This is a genomic window from Bacteroides sp. NSJ-48 (genome assembly GCF_014287405.1).
Classification (GTDB): Bacteria; Bacteroidota; Bacteroidia; order Bacteroidales; family Bacteroidaceae; genus Bacteroides; species Bacteroides stercoris.
In genome coordinates, this window is sequence record NZ_JACOOD010000003.1 from 152,711 (window position 1) to 170,265 (window position 17,555).

Here is a 17,555-nt window from a genome sequence, read left to right on the forward strand (position 1 = left end):
TCATTTCTCTTTTTTGTAGTTCTCCAATCCGGTCTGCAAGAACTCAATGTACTTCGGAATACTCTCATCATACGAATATGACTTATTGAGCGGTTTGCCTTCATTGTCAATCAACACATAGAAAGGCTGCGCATTTGCACCGAACTTCACACGCTGCAAATAACTCCACTTATCGCCCACCGTACGCAAAGTACGTTCCGTACCATTCTCCATAATCTTCACCGGTGAAGAAAGCGGAGTTTTGTTATCTACATAAAGTGTAATGAGTACATAGTCATTATTAATAATATCGCTAACTTTAGGGTCGGTCCATACGGCAAGTTCCATCTTACGGCAGTTCACACAACCGTAACCGGTAAAGTCAAGCATCACCGGCTTGCCATGCTGGCGGGCATACTCCATACCGAGGTCGTAATCATCGAACTTGGCATGCACCTCATTATTGTAAAGATTGAAATCCTGAGTCTGCATGGGCGGCGCAAAAGCGCTGACAGCTTTCAACGGCGCTCCCCACAAACCGGGAAGCATATATACGGCAAACGCCAATGAGGCCAATGCCATGAAGAAACGGGGTACACTGACTTTTGTGTCATCATCATCGTGCGGGAACTTGACTTTGCCCAACAGATAGAACCCAAGCAGGGCAAACAGCACAATCCATAAAGCCAGGAATGTCTCACGGTCGAGTATGCGCCAACCGTAAGCCAAGTCAGCAACGGAAAGGAATTTCAACGCAAACGCCAATTCCAGGAATCCAAGCGTTACCTTGATTACATTCATCCAACCGCCTGATTTGGGCATTGACTTCAGCCAGGACGGGAACAGTGCAAACAAAGTGAACGGCAGTGCCAAGGCAATGGCAAAGCCCAACATGCCAATAGCCGGAGCTATCATGTTACCGGTAGTGGACACTTGTACCAACAAGAAACCGATAATAGGACCTGTACATGAGAATGACACCAATGACAATGTAAATGCCATTAAGAATATGCTCAGCAAACCGCCTGTTTTTTCTGCTTTTGAATCCACGGCATTACTCCATTTGGAAGGAAGCGTAATTTCAAAAGCCCCAAAGAAAGAAGCTGCGAAAACGACCAGCATCAAAAAGAAGAAGATGTTAAAAACAGCATTCGTCGACAATGAGTTCAAAGCATTGGCGCCAAATATCCCGGTAACCAACAGCCCTAAACCAACATATATCACTACAATAGACGCACCGTATGTCCAGGCATCGCGGATACCTTTCTTCTTATCTTTACTGCGTTTCAGGAAGAAGCTGACAGTCATAGGGATAATTGGCCATACGCAAGGCGTAAACAAAGCCAGCAGTCCACCTACAAATCCTGTGATAAAAATATAAATCCAAGACATATCTTCCTGCGAAACGGTTTCGCCTAATGCTTGCAGTTCATCGATAACCGGCTTCCAAAGATCGGTGGTTCCATCACCGGCAACATTTATTCCGGTATTGCTTTCCGCACCGCCAATAACGGCCATAGCTGCGGTTTGAGCGGTATCAGAAGATTTTTCCAATTCTACATTTCCGGCATCCGCAGCCTTATCGGCTGCCGGTCCATTAACGGTTGTACCTTCCGCCTTGCCCGAAAACTTAAACGGCACTTGTGTAGGCGGTAAACAATTCTCATCATTACATGCGCCATATTCCAAAAAACCTTCTACCTTATATTCGCCACCGGTCAGTTTCAACTTCTGTACGAACTGAGCGGTATTTTCAAAATAGCGCACTTTCATTTCAAACAACTTATCGAATGCGGCCACCTCTTTCCCTACCGGTTTTAATTTTCCGACAAGTTCCGCACCTGAAATGGACTCGACATTGAATGTGGCCGATATAGGTCCGCCATCGCCCAAATCGGTCGAGTACACATGCCAGCCCTTATCAATAGTTCCGGTAAAGACAACTTCCGCTTCACCAGCCTGCAAAGTCTTTAATTCCGACTTAAACTTAACCGGCTCTTGTATCTGTGCTTGTACCACTACGGCAAACAGCAACAGAAGTATGGAGAATATACTTTTCTTCATGTTATTATCCCATATTTTATTTATACTTCATAGTCTACACAAGCACGGCTTTCCTTAACCTCGGCTATAAGCTTACCGGCAGCTACATGATCGGGATGTGCAGCATAGAATTTCACATCGTCCAAAGTATCGAACTCACTGTAAAGAGCTATACTCCAAGTCTCAGCCGGATTAATGTTCAATCCCACTTCAATCTTACGTATAACTGGTATTTTAGCAGGCAGCGCTTCAATAGCTTTCTTAAAATCATTCATCGCCGCTAACTTTTCGTCAGCAGAAGCTTCGTCTTTCAGCTTAAATAATACAATATGCTTTACCATAACTTTGTTATTTAAATGATTTAATCTATATTTGTCAATCGAAACAATAACATTTTTAAGACACAAAAATACTCGTTTTTTTCAAATATATACTTAAACGGATGTTAATAATAGGAATTGCAGGCGGAACCGGGTCGGGAAAGACCACCGTCGTACGTAAAATTGTTGAAAGCCTGCCGGCTGGTGAAGTAGTTTTATTACCTCAGGACTCTTATTACAAAGACAGCAGCCATGTGCCAGTAGAAGAACGGCAGAATATTAATTTCGACCACCCGGATGCTTTCGACTGGGGACTTTTGTCCAAACACGTATCCATGCTTCGCGAAGGCAAAAGCATCGAACAACCTACCTATTCCTACCTGACCTGCACGCGACAGCCCGAAACAATCCACATCGAGCCTCGAGAAGTCATTATCATTGAAGGCATCCTTGCCCTATGTGACAAGAAGCTGCGCAACATGATGGACCTCAGAATCTTTGTTGACGCAGACCCGGACGAACGCCTTATCCGCGTCATCCAGCGCGATGTCGTAGAGCGTGGCCGCACGGCCGAGGCTGTAATGGAACGCTACACGCGTATTCTGAAACCTATGCATCTGCAATTTATAGAGCCTTGCAAGCGATATGCCGATCTTATCGTACCGGAAGGCGGAAACAATCAGGTAGCAATCGATATTCTCACAATGTATATCAAAAAACATTTATAAATAATTCGAACAGTACATATGGCCGAGCGTACTTCCCCAACCGGGCGCAATTTGCCAGCTTTCCACTGTCAATTACTGATTGCATTAGTCTTGCTTTGCAGTGTTATGGGGTGTCGCGGCAATCATAATGCGGCAGCCGAACAAGAAGAAGCCGCTGATTTACAACAGATAAAAGATAACGGTGAACTGGTAGTGCTGACTTTATACAGTTCTACATCCTATTTTATTTACCGCGGCCAGGACATGGGATTCCAATATGAATTGGGTGAACAGTTTGCCAAAAGCCTCGGCGTCAAGTTAAAAATAAAAGTTGCCAAAAACATACACGACCTGATTGAAAGACTTCTTGCAGGCGAAGGCGATCTTATTGCCTACAACCTGCCCATCACCAAAGAATGGAAAGACAGTCTGACATACTGCGGTGAGGAGGTGATTACCCATCAGGTCATCGTACAACGTACAGGCGGCCGCGTCAAACCGTTGAAAGATGTAACGGAACTTATCGGAAAGGATGTGTACGTAAAACCCGGAAAGTATTATGAACGGCTTGTCAACCTGGACAAGGAGCTGGGTGGCGGCATCCATATCCATAAGGTCAGCAATGACAGCATCACGATTGAAGACCTTATTATGCAAGTTTCACAAGGCAAAATACCGTATACCGTAGCGGACAATGATGTAGCCCGCCTCAATACCACGTACTACCCGAACCTCAACATCGGGCTTTCTATCAGTTTCGACCAACGGGCTTCGTGGGCTGTACGTAAAGATTGTCCGCAGCTTGCAGAAGCTGCCAATAAATGGCATGAGAAAAACATGACTTCTCCGGCTTATACCGCGAGTATGAAACGGTATTTTGAAATTGGCAAAGCTATCCCACACTCTCCTATTCTATCTCTGCGAGAAGGGAAAATATCACACTTCGACCATCTATTCAAGAAATATGCACCAGACATTAATTGGGACTGGCGTTTATTGGCATCTTTAGCTTATACTGAATCCAACTTTGATACTACCGCCGTTTCATGGGCAGGTGCAAAAGGACTGATGCAACTGATGCCTGCCACAGCTCGTGCCATGGGAGTTCCTCCGGGAAAAGAACAAAACCCCGAAGAAAGCATTAAAGCTGCCACGAAATATATTGCCGCCACAGCCAAAAGCTTCTCGAAAATTCCCCAAGAAGAACGGATTAATTTTATTCTGGCATCATATAACTCCGGTATAGGACATGTATTCGATGCTATGGCATTGGCTGAAAAATATGGCAAAAACAAATATGTGTGGCGGGATAACGTGGAAAACTTCATCCTCTTGAAAAGCAATGAAGAGTACTTTACCGATCCGGTTTGCAAGAACGGGTATTTCCGTGGGATAGAAACTTATAACTTCGTGAGGGATATAACGGCAAGGTTTGAACAGTATAAGAAAAAGATAAAAAGCTGATTCACGGGATAGGACATAAAAATTACAGTGTTTTCAGACATAAGGACAAGAGAATAGAGTAGGTTGCAATGTATAGCTTTTTGCTGCATATTTTTCTGTTCTCTTGTTCTTATATCTGCAATACGACAGTGAAAACCTCAAAACAAATTCAGCCGATTAGCCTTTGCCTCTTCAAGAGATACTGTTTCAACTTGTTTCTCCTGATTTTTCTCGCGCAACTGCTGATACTTGTTAGAAAGCTTCTTCACGAACTCTTCCTTTTGGTTAGGATTCATCAAACGGGCTGCCACCGTTGCATTCTGCGAGGCGTCTTTCAGGTGAATAACCGGAGCATGATAAACCGGAGCAATCTTTAATGCCGTGTGCAAAGGAGAAGTAGTAGCGCCACCTATCAACAATGGTACATCGAGTCCCGCCTTTTCCAATTCAATGGCAACATGTACCATTTCATCCAGCGAAGGAGTGATAAGGCCACTCAGCCCAATCATGTTTACCTTTTCCTCTATGGCCCGCTGCACAATCGTTTCAGCGGGAACCATTACTCCCAAGTCGATTATCTCATATCCGTTGCAAGCCATTACTACGGAAACAATATTTTTCCCAATGTCGTGCACATCACCTTTCACCGTAGCAAGCAACACCTTGCCGGCAGAGGCAGCCCCTTCCTGCTTTTCCGATTCAATGACAGGCCGAAGAACAGCCACCGCTTTCTTCATAGTACGTGCCGTTTTCACCACTTGCGGAAGGAACATCTTACCCGCACCGAACAAATCGCCAACATGGTTCATTCCGGCCATCAGCGGACCTTCAATGATATCCACAGCTTTAGGATAAACTTTCAAAGCTTCAGCGAGGTCTTCTTCCAGATAATCTCCGATGCCTTTTGTCAAAGCATACTTCAAACGTTCCTCTACGGTATCTTCACGCCAGGCAAGCTGAGAACTGAGGCTTGAAAGCTGGGAGTTACCGTTAGAGAGAGAATTCTTGGCCGCTTCCGCCTCGGCTTTCAACCGTTCGGCAGTCTCAATCAACCGCTCGGCAGCATCCGAACGACGATTGAGAACAACATCTTCGATACGTTCCAGAATATCGGCGGGTATATCGGTGTAAAGTACGGAAGTGGCAGGGTTTACGATACCCATATCCATCCCCTCGCGAATGGCATGATAAAGAAAGACCGCATGCATTGCTTCACGAATATAATTATTACCCCGAAAGGAAAATGAAAGATTACTGACTCCACCGCTGACATGAGCGCCGGGCAGGTTCTTCCGTATCCAACCGGTAGCACGGATAAAATCGACTGCATAGTTATTATGCTCGTCCATACCCGTAGCCACTGCAAGTACATTCGGATCAAAAATTATATCTTGCGGATTGAAACCGACCCTGTTTACCAACAGACGATAAGCGCGTTCGCACACCTCAATTCTGCGTTCGTACGTATCCGCCTGTCCCTGTTCATCAAAAGCCATTACGACTGCAGCAGCACCGTATCGCTTTATAGTACGGGCATGTTCAAGAAACTTTTCTTCGCCCTCTTTCAAAGATATGGAGTTGACAATGGACTTTCCTTGCATACATTTTAACCCTGCAACTATCACATCCCATTTAGAAGAATCTATCATTACAGGAACACGGGCTATCTCCGGCTCGGATGCTATCAGATTGAGAAAAGTGGTCATTTCCTTTTCCGCATCCAGCAAACCGTCGTCCATATTTATGTCGATAATCTGCGCTCCGTCTTCTACTTGCTGCCGGGCGATACTTAGCGCTTCATCATATTTTTTCTCATTGATTAAACGCAGAAACTTACGTGAACCGGCAACGTTGCAACGTTCGCCCACATTGATAAAGTTGTTTTCAGGCTTTACCTCCAACAGTTCCAAACCGGAGAGCCAAAGATTATCGGGCAGAGAAGCCGGTATACGTGGCACAGCTCCTGCTATCAAAGACGAATATGCAGCAATATATTCATCGGTAGTGCCACAACAACCGCCTATTATATTTACCAGCCCTTCATGAATGTACTCCCTGATCTCATCTGCCATTTCAGCCGGAGTTTGGTCGTATGTACCCAGACTGTTAGGCAATCCCGCATTGGGATAGGCACTGATATAATAAGGAGCACGAGCAGCCAACTGTTCAAGAAAGGGTTTCAATTGACGGGCTCCGAAAGAACAGTTAAGCCCGACAGAGAAAATATCCGCATGTTGCACAGAAGCAAGAAATGCTTCCAGCGTCTGTCCTGACAAAGTACGTCCGCCTATATCGGAAACCGTTACGGAAAGCATCAGCGGAACCCGGACACCTATAGCTTCCATCGCCTGCTCCGCAGCATATATCGCAGCCTTAGCATTCAACGTATCAAATATGGTTTCAATCAGCAACGCATCCACACCGGCTTCGAGCATCGCTTCCATCTGCTCGCGATAAGCAGCAGCCAATTCATCATAAGTCAATGCACGAAAAGCCGGATTGTTAACATCCGGACTCATGGAGCAAGTCTTATTGGTAGGCCCGATAGAGCCTGCCACAAAACGCGGTTTATCAGGAGTTAAAGCAGTAAATTCATCGGCAACTTCACGCGCCAGTTTTACAGCGGCAAAATTTATCTCACGCACATACTCCTGTACGTGATAATCGGCCATGCTGACGCTTGTAGAATTAAAAGTATTGGTTTCGATAATGTCCGCACCCGCCGCAAGATACTTACGATGAATATCCCGTATTACATCCGGACGCGTCAGACAAAGTATATCATTATTACCTTTTAACTGTCCGGGAATTTGCGCAAAACGTTTACCCCGGAAGTCCTCCTCCGTCAAGTTGTATTGTTGTATCATAGTGCCCATAGCACCGTCCAGAATAAGAATGCGCTCACGCACCAACGTTTCAATAGAAGCCACTTTTATTTAAGTATAAAGTATGAGGTATTCTTTTTAAAGTATGAGGTATGAAGTATTAAATACGAGGTATGAAGTTAAAATACAACCGATAAAATTATCAAGATATAAATATTACACCTGCTTATACTTCAGACCTTATACTTACTATACGTACTGCTTATCGTTTGAATGCACGCGCCATATCGCGTTTGTCATCTTTTTCTTTCAAAGCCTCGCGCTTGTCGTATTGCTTCTTACCCTTTGCAAGAGCTACGACTACCTTTGCCAGCCCTTTTTCATTGATGAACATACGAACAGGAATTATGGTAAAGCCGGGGTCTTTAGAACCACGTTGCAACTTGTCCAGTTCTTTCTTTGTCAACAGCAGTTTGCGCTCCCGACGTGCATTATGATTATTGTACGAACCGTAAAAATATTCGGCAATATGCATATTCTTCACCCATAGCTCGCCATTGGCAAAGTAGCAAAACGTATCTACCAGACTTGCCTTTCCCAAACGGATAGATTTAATTTCCGTACCGGTGAGCACAATGCCTGCCGTATAGGTATCTACCAATTCGTAATCGAATGTGGCACGTTTATTCTTAATATTTATAGGAGCTTGTTTCATAAAATCAATCAGTTTAGCACTACCGTCAGCTTATTGAAAACGAATTCTATCACTGCCGGACAAGCTATTAACAACATGGAAGAAAGAATGGTAAACCTTAAACGGTCTTTTTCCGCTATTTTCATCAGAATAGCACTTCCTTCCCACACCACATATACAATATAAAATTGAAGCAACAGGGCTATTATACTGAAATCGGGCAATATGCCGATTATGATTTTCAGCATGAAAGACACTACCAACGCATAGCCGGCAAACTGTTGCACCAAAGGTATATCATTGTCCATAGCAAACATACGGACACGTAGCCCATTGATGAGATAGGCTGCCAAAAAATATCCCCCGAACAAGGATACCGCCACCGCACAACATTGCGTCATGGCATATTGAAAACTTTGCGGACCACCCCATCCCTTAGCCACCAAAGAGCCTATAAAGACAGACAACCCGCATAAGCCAATCATAGGATAGACAAAAGCTGTAAAGACTTTTCGCCTATCCTCTAAACTAATTTCCTCCCAGGCACGTGCCGGAGAGGAAATCAGTTGCATTGCTATATGGAACAGTTCTTTGTAATTCAATTAATTATTATTGATTTGAAGGATTCCATTTAAAATTTTCAATCGTATAATCTGTATACTTCTCAGGCAATTTAGCACCATCCATATCGATTTTTGCTTTAATTCTTATCGTTGTAGGATAGCTACCGTGCTTTCCTTTAAAATCCGACATGATTTGTTTTACATCGTAAGCTTTGTTTCTAACAGCAAAAACGTCTGTCTTGGTATCAGTTCCTTTGTTATGTCTCAAATAAAAGACAAGTTCTGTACTGCTTTCATTAGATTCATCCTCTATATACACCAATTCCATTGTATGCTGTTTCAACATTTCCTCCTTATTCTCCATTTTCCAAGAAATAGGCAACACGAGCATTTCAGCACCATACATCCAAGGCTTATAAGTCTGTCCGTAATTGTCTGTCGGCTCCAAAGTCACAATAGGAGCAGTTTCTGGCATAGCCTCCGCCTCCATATTTTCCACAGAACTTACATGTTTGGTAGAATAAGAATCCACAGCAATTGCACTGACTAACTTTATACGATAATCCTGCGGAGTAAAAGTACCACCCTCAGCTTTAGTTGCCGGAGTATCTTCCACATATTTAAAAGCAATCTGAGCTAAATCAGTACCTGACATTTTAAAACCCTGAGCTTCCATTTCTGTAACGGAAGCCATTGTCGGATGATATGTATTACCATATAAATCAACAAAATAACTCCCCATTACAGTGCGTACATATCCTATTCCATCATACATGCTTTCGCCGGCATCATCATTAAGACACGAAGTAAAAGAAACGCCCATTAATAAGGTAAAGGCAACCATTAAGAATTTCAATTGTTTCATAAACATTATTTTTTAGAGTTTGCAAAGATATAAAATTCAATTCACATAAGGTAAATGCAGAAACTTAAAAAATACTGCAACTGTTACTTTATTATTTTCGCAAACGACTCCAAATGTTCATCTACATAGCTTGCAACCAAAGCCGTATACTCCTCTTCTTTCTCCAGAAACTCATCTTCCAACCCGTCAAAAGCCTCATACTGCTCGTACATTGCCATAAATTCGTCATCGGTACGCTCACGTTCCAAATCTTCACGATGAACATCATATATTTTTTTGGCGGCATACACCAATTTGCTTAAATCGCCCACTCCCCACAAACGCATTACTTTGGCAAACGGATTGGCAAAGATATAGCTACCATATCCGTTTTGTACCAACTGGCAGAAACCACCTTCCATGAGTTCGTCGCGGAATATCTGATACGCCAGCAACGAATGCTGCTCTCCGGTAAGCAACGGCATCGTATCGGCAGTAAGTTCGCCGCCTATCATTTTTTTATATGCATCTGTAAATACTTGGATGAAAGCATCCATTCCTTCGCCCGCAGCTTGTTGCAAAGCCGCATCAGTAACTTCTACCATAATAGTATGTATATTGAATTAACGCTGCAAAGTTAATACAAAAACTGCAAAGTCTACTTTACATTCCACAGAGTTACAACTTATTATTACCTATTTTTAATAAAAAAGTCAAATTGAACGGTTGGCAGAAAGCAAGAAAACGACTACCTTTGTGACCGTTTAATAAAACATAGAACTACGTTTTTTTTAAATTATAACTTAAAAAAGAGCTAATTATGACTTATTCACACGAAGTGGAACACATGTGTGTTGTAAAGAAAGGTCCTAACCACGGACCGGCTCCCATACCCGAAGAAGGCAAATGGGTAAAATCAAAAGAAATAGTTGATATTTCAGGTCTGACACATGGTGTAGGTTGGTGTGCTCCTCAGCAAGGTGCTTGTAAACTGACTTTGAACGTTAAAGAAGGCGTCATCCAAGAAGCATTGGTTGAAACAATCGGTTGCTCCGGTATGACTCACTCGGCTGCTATGGCTGCTGAAATCCTTCCGGGCAAGACAATCCTCGAAGCATTGAACACCGACCTCGTTTGCGACGCTATCAATACAGCAATGCGCGAACTCTTCCTGCAAATCGTTTACGGTCGTACTCAGTCTGCTTTCTCTGAAGGCGGTTTGATTATCGGTGCCGGTCTGGAAGACTTAGGTAAGGGATTGCGCAGCCAGGTAGGTACTCTATACGGTACTTTGGCAAAGGGTCCCCGTTACCTGGAAATGGCAGAAGGTTATATCAAGACTATTGCTCTTGACAAAAACGATGAAATCTGCGGATATGAATTCGTTCACATGGGTAAATTCATGGATGAAATCAAGAAAGGTACTGATGCCAACGAAGCTTTGAAGAAAGTAACCGGTACTTACGGACGCTTCACTGCAGAACAGGGAGCTGTTAAACACATTGATCCACGTCACGAATAATATAAGGAGGAAAGAAACTATGATTAGAGAAGTAAAATTTGAAAGTCAAGACCGTCGTATCAAAGGTATCATCGAAGCCTTGAACGCCAACGGCATCAAAGACATAGAGGAAGCTAACGCCATCTGCGAAGCTGCCGGACTCGATCCTTATAAGACGTGTGAAGAGACTCAGCCTATCTGCTTTGAGAACGCAAAATGGGCTTATGTTGTAGGTTGTGCCATCGCTATCAAGAAAGGCTGCAAGAATGCTGCAGATGCTGCCGAAGCAATCGGTATCGGTTTGCAGGCATTTTGTATTCCGGGGTCTGTAGCCGACGACCGCAAGGTAGGTATCGGTCACGGTAATCTGGCTGCCATGTTGCTCCGCGAAGAGACTAAGTGTTTTGCTTTCTTGGCAGGTCACGAATCATTCGCTGCTGCAGAAGGTGCAATCAAAATCGCTGCTAAAGCTGACAAAGTACGTAAAGAACCTTTGCGTTGTATCCTGAACGGTTTGGGCAAGGATGCTGCACAAATCATCTCCCGTATCAATGGCTTTACATATGTTCAGACTCAGTTCGACTATTACACAGGTGAACTGAAAGTTGTTCGTGAAATCGCATACAGCGATGGTCCTCGTGCCAAAGTAAAATGCTACGGTGCTGACGACGTTCGCGAAGGTGTGGCTATCATGTGGAAAGAAGGCGTAGACGTATCCATCACAGGTAACTCTACCAACCCGACCCGTTTCCAGCACCCTGTTGCAGGTACTTACAAGAAAGAACGCGTTCTTGCAGATAAGCCCTATTTCTCAGTAGCATCCGGTGGCGGTACAGGTCGTACGCTTCACCCGGATAACATGGCTGCCGGTCCTGCCTCTTACGGCATGACGGACACTATGGGTCGTATGCACTCAGACGCTCAATTCGCTGGTTCTTCATCAGTTCCTGCTCACGTGGAAATGATGGGCTTCCTGGGTATCGGTAACAACCCGATGGTAGGATGTACAGTGGCTTGTGCCGTTGACGTGGCTACTGCCTTGAACAAGTAATATAAGTTACTTAATACAGATAAGCTCCTGTAATCCTTGTGGTTGCAGGAGTTTTTTTATTTGTGGTAACTTGACTTAGATAACAGATTGAAACACCTTGCATCACTCACTATTCAGAGTGAATGAATAGTGAATCAGTAAGGAGATAACAAGATAAATCCTGCTTTATTTAAGTCCAAACAACTCATGTAAAGAGTAGCCAATTACCCCTCAAATCAAGCCATAAACAGGTTACTTTTGCAGCCGATTTGCAGCCGAATTTGCCATTCTTAAAAAACGGCTGCAAGAATTGGCATAATCAACTATAATACAATGCGATACACTCCATATAACATTTAATTTAAAATGGAGAAACATTGTACAATGGTTTACTTTTCATTAAGAGAAAGTAAGCAAAACAAGAAAGGTCTATCACCTATTGAGGTTTCAATCACCACTAACGGAAAGAGAATCTACTTTAGTACAGGTAAACATGTACCTGCTGCCGATTGGAACAAAGAGAAGCAAGCTGTAAAAGGCAAGAGTGAAGAAGCTCAGCTAATCAACGGTTATCTGATTCAACTACGGAATAAGATATATCAGAAAGAAATTGAGCTGCTTCAAAAGGGCTACCTTATCACTGCTGAACTATTAAAAGAAGCTATCACAGACAAGGTGGAAGCCCTAAACGAGAAGACTTTATTGGATGTTCTGAACGAACATAACACAGAGCGTAAAGCTATGGTAGGTAAAACCGTTGCCCCTGCCACTTATTGGGTGTTTGAATATACAGGCAGATTATTCAAAGAGTTTATTCAGAAGAAATATGAGCGTAAGGACTTATATTTAAGAGAGATAAACTTGGGCTTCATTCAAGGATTCCATGCTTTCCTTTTAGGAGAGAAGAAGATGGGACAAAACTCCTGCACCAAGCATTTAAAGTTCTTAAAGAAGTTGCTAAATTTAGCTGTCGCCAACTCTTATATATCCTACAATCCTGTAAATGCTTATAAAGTAGAACGTGAACCTGTGGAAATTGACTTCTTGGATGAAGAAGAATTGAGGAAGATTATCAACTTTGATACTCCTTTGCCACGATTGGAACGAGCTAAAGATATGTTTCTCTTTGGGTGCTTCACTGGGCTTAGTTACATTGACATTAAGACCTTGGCACCAGAACACTTTGAGAAAGACAGTGCAGGCAGAATATGGATAAAGAAGCGTAGGATTAAAACAGGAGTTCTATCACGAATCCCCCTACTCCCTATCGCCAAACTGATATTGGATAAGTACAAGGGTGGAGAGAAATTACTCCCTATTCAAGACCCTGCGGACATCAACAAATATCTAAAGGATATAGCTATACTCTGTGGAATTAATAAGCGAATCTGCTTCCACACAAGTAGGCATACATTTGCAAGTACCGTTACTTTAGCCAATAACATATCTCTGGAAGTCGTTTCTAAGATGTTGGGACATACCAATACACGAATGACTGCCCACTATGCAAAGCTAATAGACAAGTGCATAGGTGAGCAGATGGATAAACTCATGGATACGTTTACAGGAGCTTCTGATTACTAAAGCATATCCTATCCACAAATTCCTCACTTGTAGCAATGCAGGTGGGGATTATTTTTTAATTTTGCCTTAAACTAATAATTATGGAGAAGCTAAAGGAAGATTACATAAGCATTGATACTCGTTTGGAATACATGGAAGCCATAGCCGTTAAATATGTTCCAGACGTAGATATAGACCCAGCCACAGGAGAAAGATACGTCTGCGGCACTACCGCCTTACCCCTATTCATAAGAAGATACAATCAGAATGAACTATATGGTAATTTCACATACGAAGATTATATAGCCAATGAGGACATACAGAATACATTGAAAGGTTTGAGAGTTGATATAGATAAGTTCTGGTTTCTACTTCTGTTCATCTTTGACTATACTTGTGGAACGTGCTTGGATGGAATGAAAGCTACAGGCATAGGAATAGAACAGCTCACCAAATTCGCTAAAGCCATAGCTGACAACCATAAGGAGATTAACCAATTTGGAGTAAGTTTTAAAAAGCCTATTACCGTCTCTGTAAAGATTGAAGGCAAGCATCAGATAGTAATTGACAATGCCAATGCAATAGGTTACTTGGCTACTATCATTGCCAACAACCTAAAAGAGATAGAGGAACATCCTTGGATGCAGAACCAACAAGTCAGCATAAGCACCCATGCAGAAGAAAAGGAATCCGTTCAGATATGGCTGTTCTATAAGATGTTCAATGACTTCTTCAATTTAGAGCCATATAATAAGCTGTTTAATGTCAGACAGAAGAAAGGAAGCACCATATCACTTAGTAAGACATTGCTCATATCAAGGCTTATCTACTTCACTAAGCTATCTAAACATAGTAAATTCTCAGATGATGAAGATGTCCTAAAAGGTTACATCAAGCAATATAAAGACAAGAGAATTGATACTGCGAACAGCATATACTTCTAATAAACTTCTGATAATTAATACAGTCCTGCTCCGTACCATTAAGAGGGTACATAAGAGCAGGACTTTTTTTCTCTCTTTTAATCCTGCCATTATATCCCATCTTTGCAGCGTCAAAACGATAGCGGACGAGCTGACAATTAAGAGGGGAAGTAAAACCACCCATTAATTTCTCTCTTTTAATCAGCCCAGAAGCAAGTAGTTTTGCAGCGTAATCAGAAAGCCAAGTGCGCATAGATTGGACGGTTACAAAGAACTTAATTTGATAATTAAAAACAAGATGACAATGAAAACAATGACTAAGACAGCAGGAAAGACTGCAACCAGCAAATCAGTAGCTAATGCTAAAGCTGGAAAGGCAGTGCGCACTCTCAGCTTACAACAACAGTTGATTAAAGCTGAAAGAGATTTGAAGAACATAGTTAACAGACAGTTGGGAGAAACCGTTCTACACGCCCAAGAGTTAATTGTGAAACAATTAAAGCAGGCTATTGAAGAGAAGAATAGTAAAGCCCTCACACTTAAAGACGAACCTATTACATTCCAATTAACTAAAACTGAGGAGAAGGTCTCTAAGAAGATTGCCTTTGTAAAACATAACAGAAGCATTGATTCAAAGAAAGTAGATACGTTCATTGCTATTATTGACAATGGCAAATATGAAGAAGCCTATCCCATCATCGTGATAGAAGCTTCAAAACTAATAAAGGCAGGATATGTCGTAACAGATGTAAACGGTAGAGTTCTGACAGAAGAAGAGGCAGAAGGCTACTTTGTAATCTTGGACGGTCAACACAGAAGCACAGCATTTGCCAAACTAAACTCTGTCAAAGGTAATATGACTATCCCCAATGTCTTTGTTAAGGATATTAAGGATATAGGAACTTATTTGGAAGAAATCAACAGAGTTGGTAATTGGGATATGAAAGCCAAGATAGGGGTTGCTGCCTTGACATCCAAAGATGAACTCTTTGAGAATATGGCTGAACTAATCCAACAGGGATTCAATCCTACGACAGCAGGTCTGATTTATACCAAGAAGAACATTCCAGAGAAGATATTGAACAAGGTTTTAAGAAGAGAAGAATACAATCTACCAAAAGATGCCATAGTTGACATCAAGAGAGGTAACGATTTTATAACTCTATGCAAAGCTGCCAAAATCAGCGTCACATTTCTCACTAAACGTTACTTCATTAAAGGATTTAACAGTTATGCTAAAGTACATGGCGAAGAACAAGCATTCAAGGCTTTGGATAAGCTAAAACAATTAGAACTTAATGATGACAAACTAAAGAAAATAAAGGAAGATGATGATTTTCAAGCAATGCTACAAAATGCTTTAGAAGCATAATACATACTACGGAGCAAAGCCCATGTGACAGGTGGGCTTGTTCTCCCCAAGTTCTTAGAAATTCTGAATAGTCTAAAGTCTGATTACTAAATGTGTGGTCTTATCATTAGTTTCTCACTTATGGAGTTACTATCTTTACAGTACTACAAGCAGATAATCCCACCACATAGATTGACGGACTTACAAACTATTCAGAATATCTAAAATGGAAGAATTTACTTATGAGCAGATAAGAGTTAAGGCTCTTAAACAGGGAGTAAAAGATAACAAGGTTCACATTGGATTGTGGGCTAATCTTAATAACTATCTAAAGACAAGGAGAAAGAAGAATGGAAAGGTTGCTACCTATTATATCTCATTGCAGAAGTTGGCTTATTAATTCACTGATATTTAAACTGATATGATAATTCATCTGCCAACAGGAAAGAAGTTTCACAACAGAAAGGAAGCCAAGATATACTTTGGAACTGCCTACTATTACAGGATGGAACGAGAGAAGAAAGATTTAATGTTTACCAATACTATTCAATCAGCTACTAATGAATATGAAGATACCTCAAAGATACCTGCAAAACAGGACAAGTAACATTAGGCAGGATTATGCTACCATTAACAAGTCTATTGTAGATAAACTCAATCCACCCAATTTGTACAGGTTCTTCTGTCTGTCCTTATATAGAAACGACTATTATAAGGTCAGATGGAGAATCAAAGACTTAGCCAAACGAACTGGAGAGAAAGAGGACGCATTAAAGAACTTCAATAAGGATATAGAGGCAGTGCTGATTAGAAAGAGATATAGGGAAGCTATCAACCATCCTCTTATAGAATTTGTAATGAGGAACATTTACTGCATTCCACCCATTGAACATCCCAACTTCATAACACTGTCCTACCTCTTTATGACAGTGGATTTGAATATTAAAGTGAAAGGATATTATATCAAGCTCCTATTAATAGCAGAGAACAACAAGATACTGCTTACTCCTAATAAGTTGGCTGACAAATTGGGAATGGGTAAGAAGAATGTAGAGAGTTACAATCTGGAATTATATAGTGCAGGTTTGTTAAGATATATACCCAAAGGGATAGAGCTTACTCCCAATGAACTATTATTAGACAACAACATAGCCAAACAGCGCAAGGAGTGGAATCCAACCAACTCAAAAAACGTGGTTAAGATAGCTTTCAAGTCCAAATAACAGGCAAGTAGGATTTTTCGTACTGTTTATTAATATATTAAGAGATAGTACGAATAATCCCCACTCTGTCTTATTCTGACTTTAGAAGCATCTAAAGTTGAATTTCTACGATAAGGGTAAGCAGCCCTTATGAATGCTACTTCGTAATGACAATTTTAAACCATCAGAGTAATGCACAAGACACCCCTACCAACATAAACACCCCCTCATAGCTCTTAAATAAAAAGAATGCTTTAGAAATGCAGTCTGATAGTTGGCAGGAATAAGCATTCTTATTAATCCAAGAGCAGGCACGATGCACTATTGCCATAGCTAACCAATAATTTACTAATGCTCCTCATTTCCTTTGAAAGAATCTTTAGGGAAAAACATAGGACAGCCTAAGATACAAGCGAAGAAATTCACTTGTGTTTTAGGTTTGTTCCTATTAAATCCATTCAATCAATAACCATTTAATTCAATTTCATTATGAGAGATTTAGTAATTATGCCAGCTATGGCACAGCGTAGAGAATCATTAAACATGGGTGAGTTTGCAGAAGAAGCA

At 41.7% G+C, this 17,555-nt stretch carries 16 protein-coding genes; 9 read left to right on the forward strand and 7 right to left on the reverse strand.

The window, feature by feature from the left end; all coding sequences use genetic code 11:
• The gene (locus H8S52_RS02635; RefSeq protein WP_117986192.1) at positions 1–2,043 is read right to left on the reverse strand and encodes a cytochrome c biogenesis protein CcdA; all 2,043 of its coding nucleotides are present in this window, start codon (positions 2,041–2,043) and stop codon (positions 1–3) included.
• Between the two features lie 20 nt (positions 2,044–2,063).
• Positions 2,064–2,363: a Dabb family protein gene (locus H8S52_RS02640; RefSeq protein ID WP_005654763.1), complete on the reverse strand. Its 300-nt coding sequence runs from the start codon at positions 2,361–2,363 to the stop codon at positions 2,064–2,066.
• A gap of 101 nt (positions 2,364–2,464) precedes the next feature.
• Here H8S52_RS02640 and udk point away from each other — a divergent pair, with 101 nt between their 5' ends.
• Both udk and H8S52_RS02650 read left to right on the forward strand, forming a co-directional pair.
• Positions 2,465–3,070 (forward strand): uridine kinase, encoded by a 606-nt coding sequence (udk, locus tag H8S52_RS02645; RefSeq protein WP_005654761.1) that lies wholly within the window; start codon positions 2,465–2,467, stop codon positions 3,068–3,070.
• A gap of 105 nt (positions 3,071–3,175) precedes the next feature.
• Complete coding sequence (locus H8S52_RS02650) at positions 3,176–4,513, forward strand: transporter substrate-binding domain-containing protein (protein ID WP_186909294.1); 1,338 nt, start codon at positions 3,176–3,178, stop codon at positions 4,511–4,513.
• A 137-nt stretch (positions 4,514–4,650) separates the two neighbouring features.
• Here H8S52_RS02650 and metH read toward each other — a convergent pair whose 3' ends face one another.
• The 5 genes from metH to H8S52_RS02675 all read right to left on the reverse strand — a co-directional run bounded on the left by metH (position 4,651) and on the right by H8S52_RS02675 (position 10,023).
• A complete protein-coding gene (metH, locus tag H8S52_RS02655) occupies positions 4,651–7,422 on the reverse strand; it encodes a methionine synthase (RefSeq protein ID WP_117986193.1) in 2,772 nt (923 codons plus the stop codon).
• A gap of 157 nt (positions 7,423–7,579) precedes the next feature.
• Positions 7,580–8,032: an SsrA-binding protein gene (gene smpB / locus H8S52_RS02660; RefSeq protein WP_022103737.1), complete on the reverse strand. Its 453-nt coding sequence runs from the start codon at positions 8,030–8,032 to the stop codon at positions 7,580–7,582.
• Between the two features lie 8 nt (positions 8,033–8,040).
• On the reverse strand, positions 8,041–8,613 hold the full coding sequence (locus H8S52_RS02665; protein ID WP_016661380.1) for a Yip1 family protein: 573 nt from the start codon (positions 8,611–8,613) through the stop codon (positions 8,041–8,043).
• Between the two features lie 7 nt (positions 8,614–8,620).
• Entirely contained in the window at positions 8,621–9,439 is an 819-nt protein-coding gene (locus tag H8S52_RS02670) for a hypothetical protein (protein ID WP_255469955.1), read from the reverse strand.
• Between the two features lie 83 nt (positions 9,440–9,522).
• On the reverse strand, positions 9,523–10,023 hold the full coding sequence (locus tag H8S52_RS02675) for a DMP19 family protein (protein ID WP_186909290.1): 501 nt from the start codon (positions 10,021–10,023) through the stop codon (positions 9,523–9,525).
• A gap of 215 nt (positions 10,024–10,238) precedes the next feature.
• Between H8S52_RS02675 and H8S52_RS02680 the strand changes: the two genes are divergently transcribed.
• The 7 genes from H8S52_RS02680 to H8S52_RS02705 all read left to right on the forward strand — a co-directional run bounded on the left by H8S52_RS02680 (position 10,239) and on the right by H8S52_RS02705 (position 17,009).
• Complete coding sequence (locus tag H8S52_RS02680; RefSeq protein WP_005654748.1) at positions 10,239–10,940, forward strand: iron-sulfur cluster assembly scaffold protein; 702 nt, start codon at positions 10,239–10,241, stop codon at positions 10,938–10,940.
• Positions 10,941–10,959: 19 nt separating this feature from the next.
• Positions 10,960–11,970, forward strand: a complete 1,011-nt coding sequence (locus tag H8S52_RS02685; RefSeq protein ID WP_186909291.1) for a GGGtGRT protein — start codon at positions 10,960–10,962, stop codon at positions 11,968–11,970.
• Between the two features lie 345 nt (positions 11,971–12,315).
• Positions 12,316–13,533, forward strand: a complete 1,218-nt coding sequence (locus tag H8S52_RS02690) for a site-specific integrase (protein WP_118207218.1) — start codon at positions 12,316–12,318, stop codon at positions 13,531–13,533.
• Between the two features lie 80 nt (positions 13,534–13,613).
• Positions 13,614–14,456, forward strand: coding sequence for a hypothetical protein (locus tag H8S52_RS02695; protein WP_118207217.1), 843 nt, complete (start codon positions 13,614–13,616; stop codon positions 14,454–14,456).
• A gap of 283 nt (positions 14,457–14,739) precedes the next feature.
• Entirely contained in the window at positions 14,740–15,807 is a 1,068-nt protein-coding gene (locus H8S52_RS02700) for a hypothetical protein (protein WP_004310790.1), read from the forward strand.
• Between the two features lie 400 nt (positions 15,808–16,207).
• Entirely contained in the window at positions 16,208–16,393 is a 186-nt protein-coding gene (locus tag H8S52_RS19890; protein WP_004310789.1) for a hypothetical protein, read from the forward strand.
• Positions 16,353–17,009 (forward strand): hypothetical protein, encoded by a 657-nt coding sequence (locus H8S52_RS02705; RefSeq protein ID WP_186909292.1) that lies wholly within the window; start codon positions 16,353–16,355, stop codon positions 17,007–17,009. Before H8S52_RS19890 ends, H8S52_RS02705 begins: the two co-directional genes overlap by 41 nt.
• The last annotated feature ends 546 nt before the right edge of the window (positions 17,010–17,555 follow it).

Coding starts and splice junctions, on each gene's coding strand:
- H8S52_RS02690 (WP_118207218.1), top strand. CDS start 12,316: ATGGAGAAACATTGTACAATGGTTTACTTTTCATTAAGAGAAAGTAAG.
- H8S52_RS02650 (WP_186909294.1), top strand. CDS start 3,176: ATGGGGTGTCGCGGCAATCATAATGCGGCAGCCGAACAAGAAGAAGCC.
- smpB (WP_022103737.1), bottom strand. CDS start 8,032: ATGAAACAAGCTCCTATAAATATTAAGAATAAACGTGCCACATTCGAT.
- H8S52_RS02685 (WP_186909291.1), top strand. CDS start 10,960: ATGATTAGAGAAGTAAAATTTGAAAGTCAAGACCGTCGTATCAAAGGT.
- udk (WP_005654761.1), top strand. CDS start 2,465: ATGTTAATAATAGGAATTGCAGGCGGAACCGGGTCGGGAAAGACCACC.
- H8S52_RS02635 (WP_117986192.1), bottom strand. CDS start 2,043: ATGAAGAAAAGTATATTCTCCATACTTCTGTTGCTGTTTGCCGTAGTG.
- H8S52_RS02670 (WP_255469955.1), bottom strand. CDS start 9,439: ATGAAACAATTGAAATTCTTAATGGTTGCCTTTACCTTATTAATGGGC.
- H8S52_RS02675 (WP_186909290.1), bottom strand. CDS start 10,023: ATGGTAGAAGTTACTGATGCGGCTTTGCAACAAGCTGCGGGCGAAGGA.
- H8S52_RS02700 (WP_004310790.1), top strand. CDS start 14,740: ATGAAAACAATGACTAAGACAGCAGGAAAGACTGCAACCAGCAAATCA.
- H8S52_RS02680 (WP_005654748.1), top strand. CDS start 10,239: ATGACTTATTCACACGAAGTGGAACACATGTGTGTTGTAAAGAAAGGT.
- H8S52_RS02705 (WP_186909292.1), top strand. CDS start 16,353: ATGAAGATACCTCAAAGATACCTGCAAAACAGGACAAGTAACATTAGG.
- H8S52_RS02640 (WP_005654763.1), bottom strand. CDS start 2,363: ATGGTAAAGCATATTGTATTATTTAAGCTGAAAGACGAAGCTTCTGCT.
- H8S52_RS02695 (WP_118207217.1), top strand. CDS start 13,614: ATGGAGAAGCTAAAGGAAGATTACATAAGCATTGATACTCGTTTGGAA.
- H8S52_RS19890 (WP_004310789.1), top strand. CDS start 16,208: ATGATAATTCATCTGCCAACAGGAAAGAAGTTTCACAACAGAAAGGAA.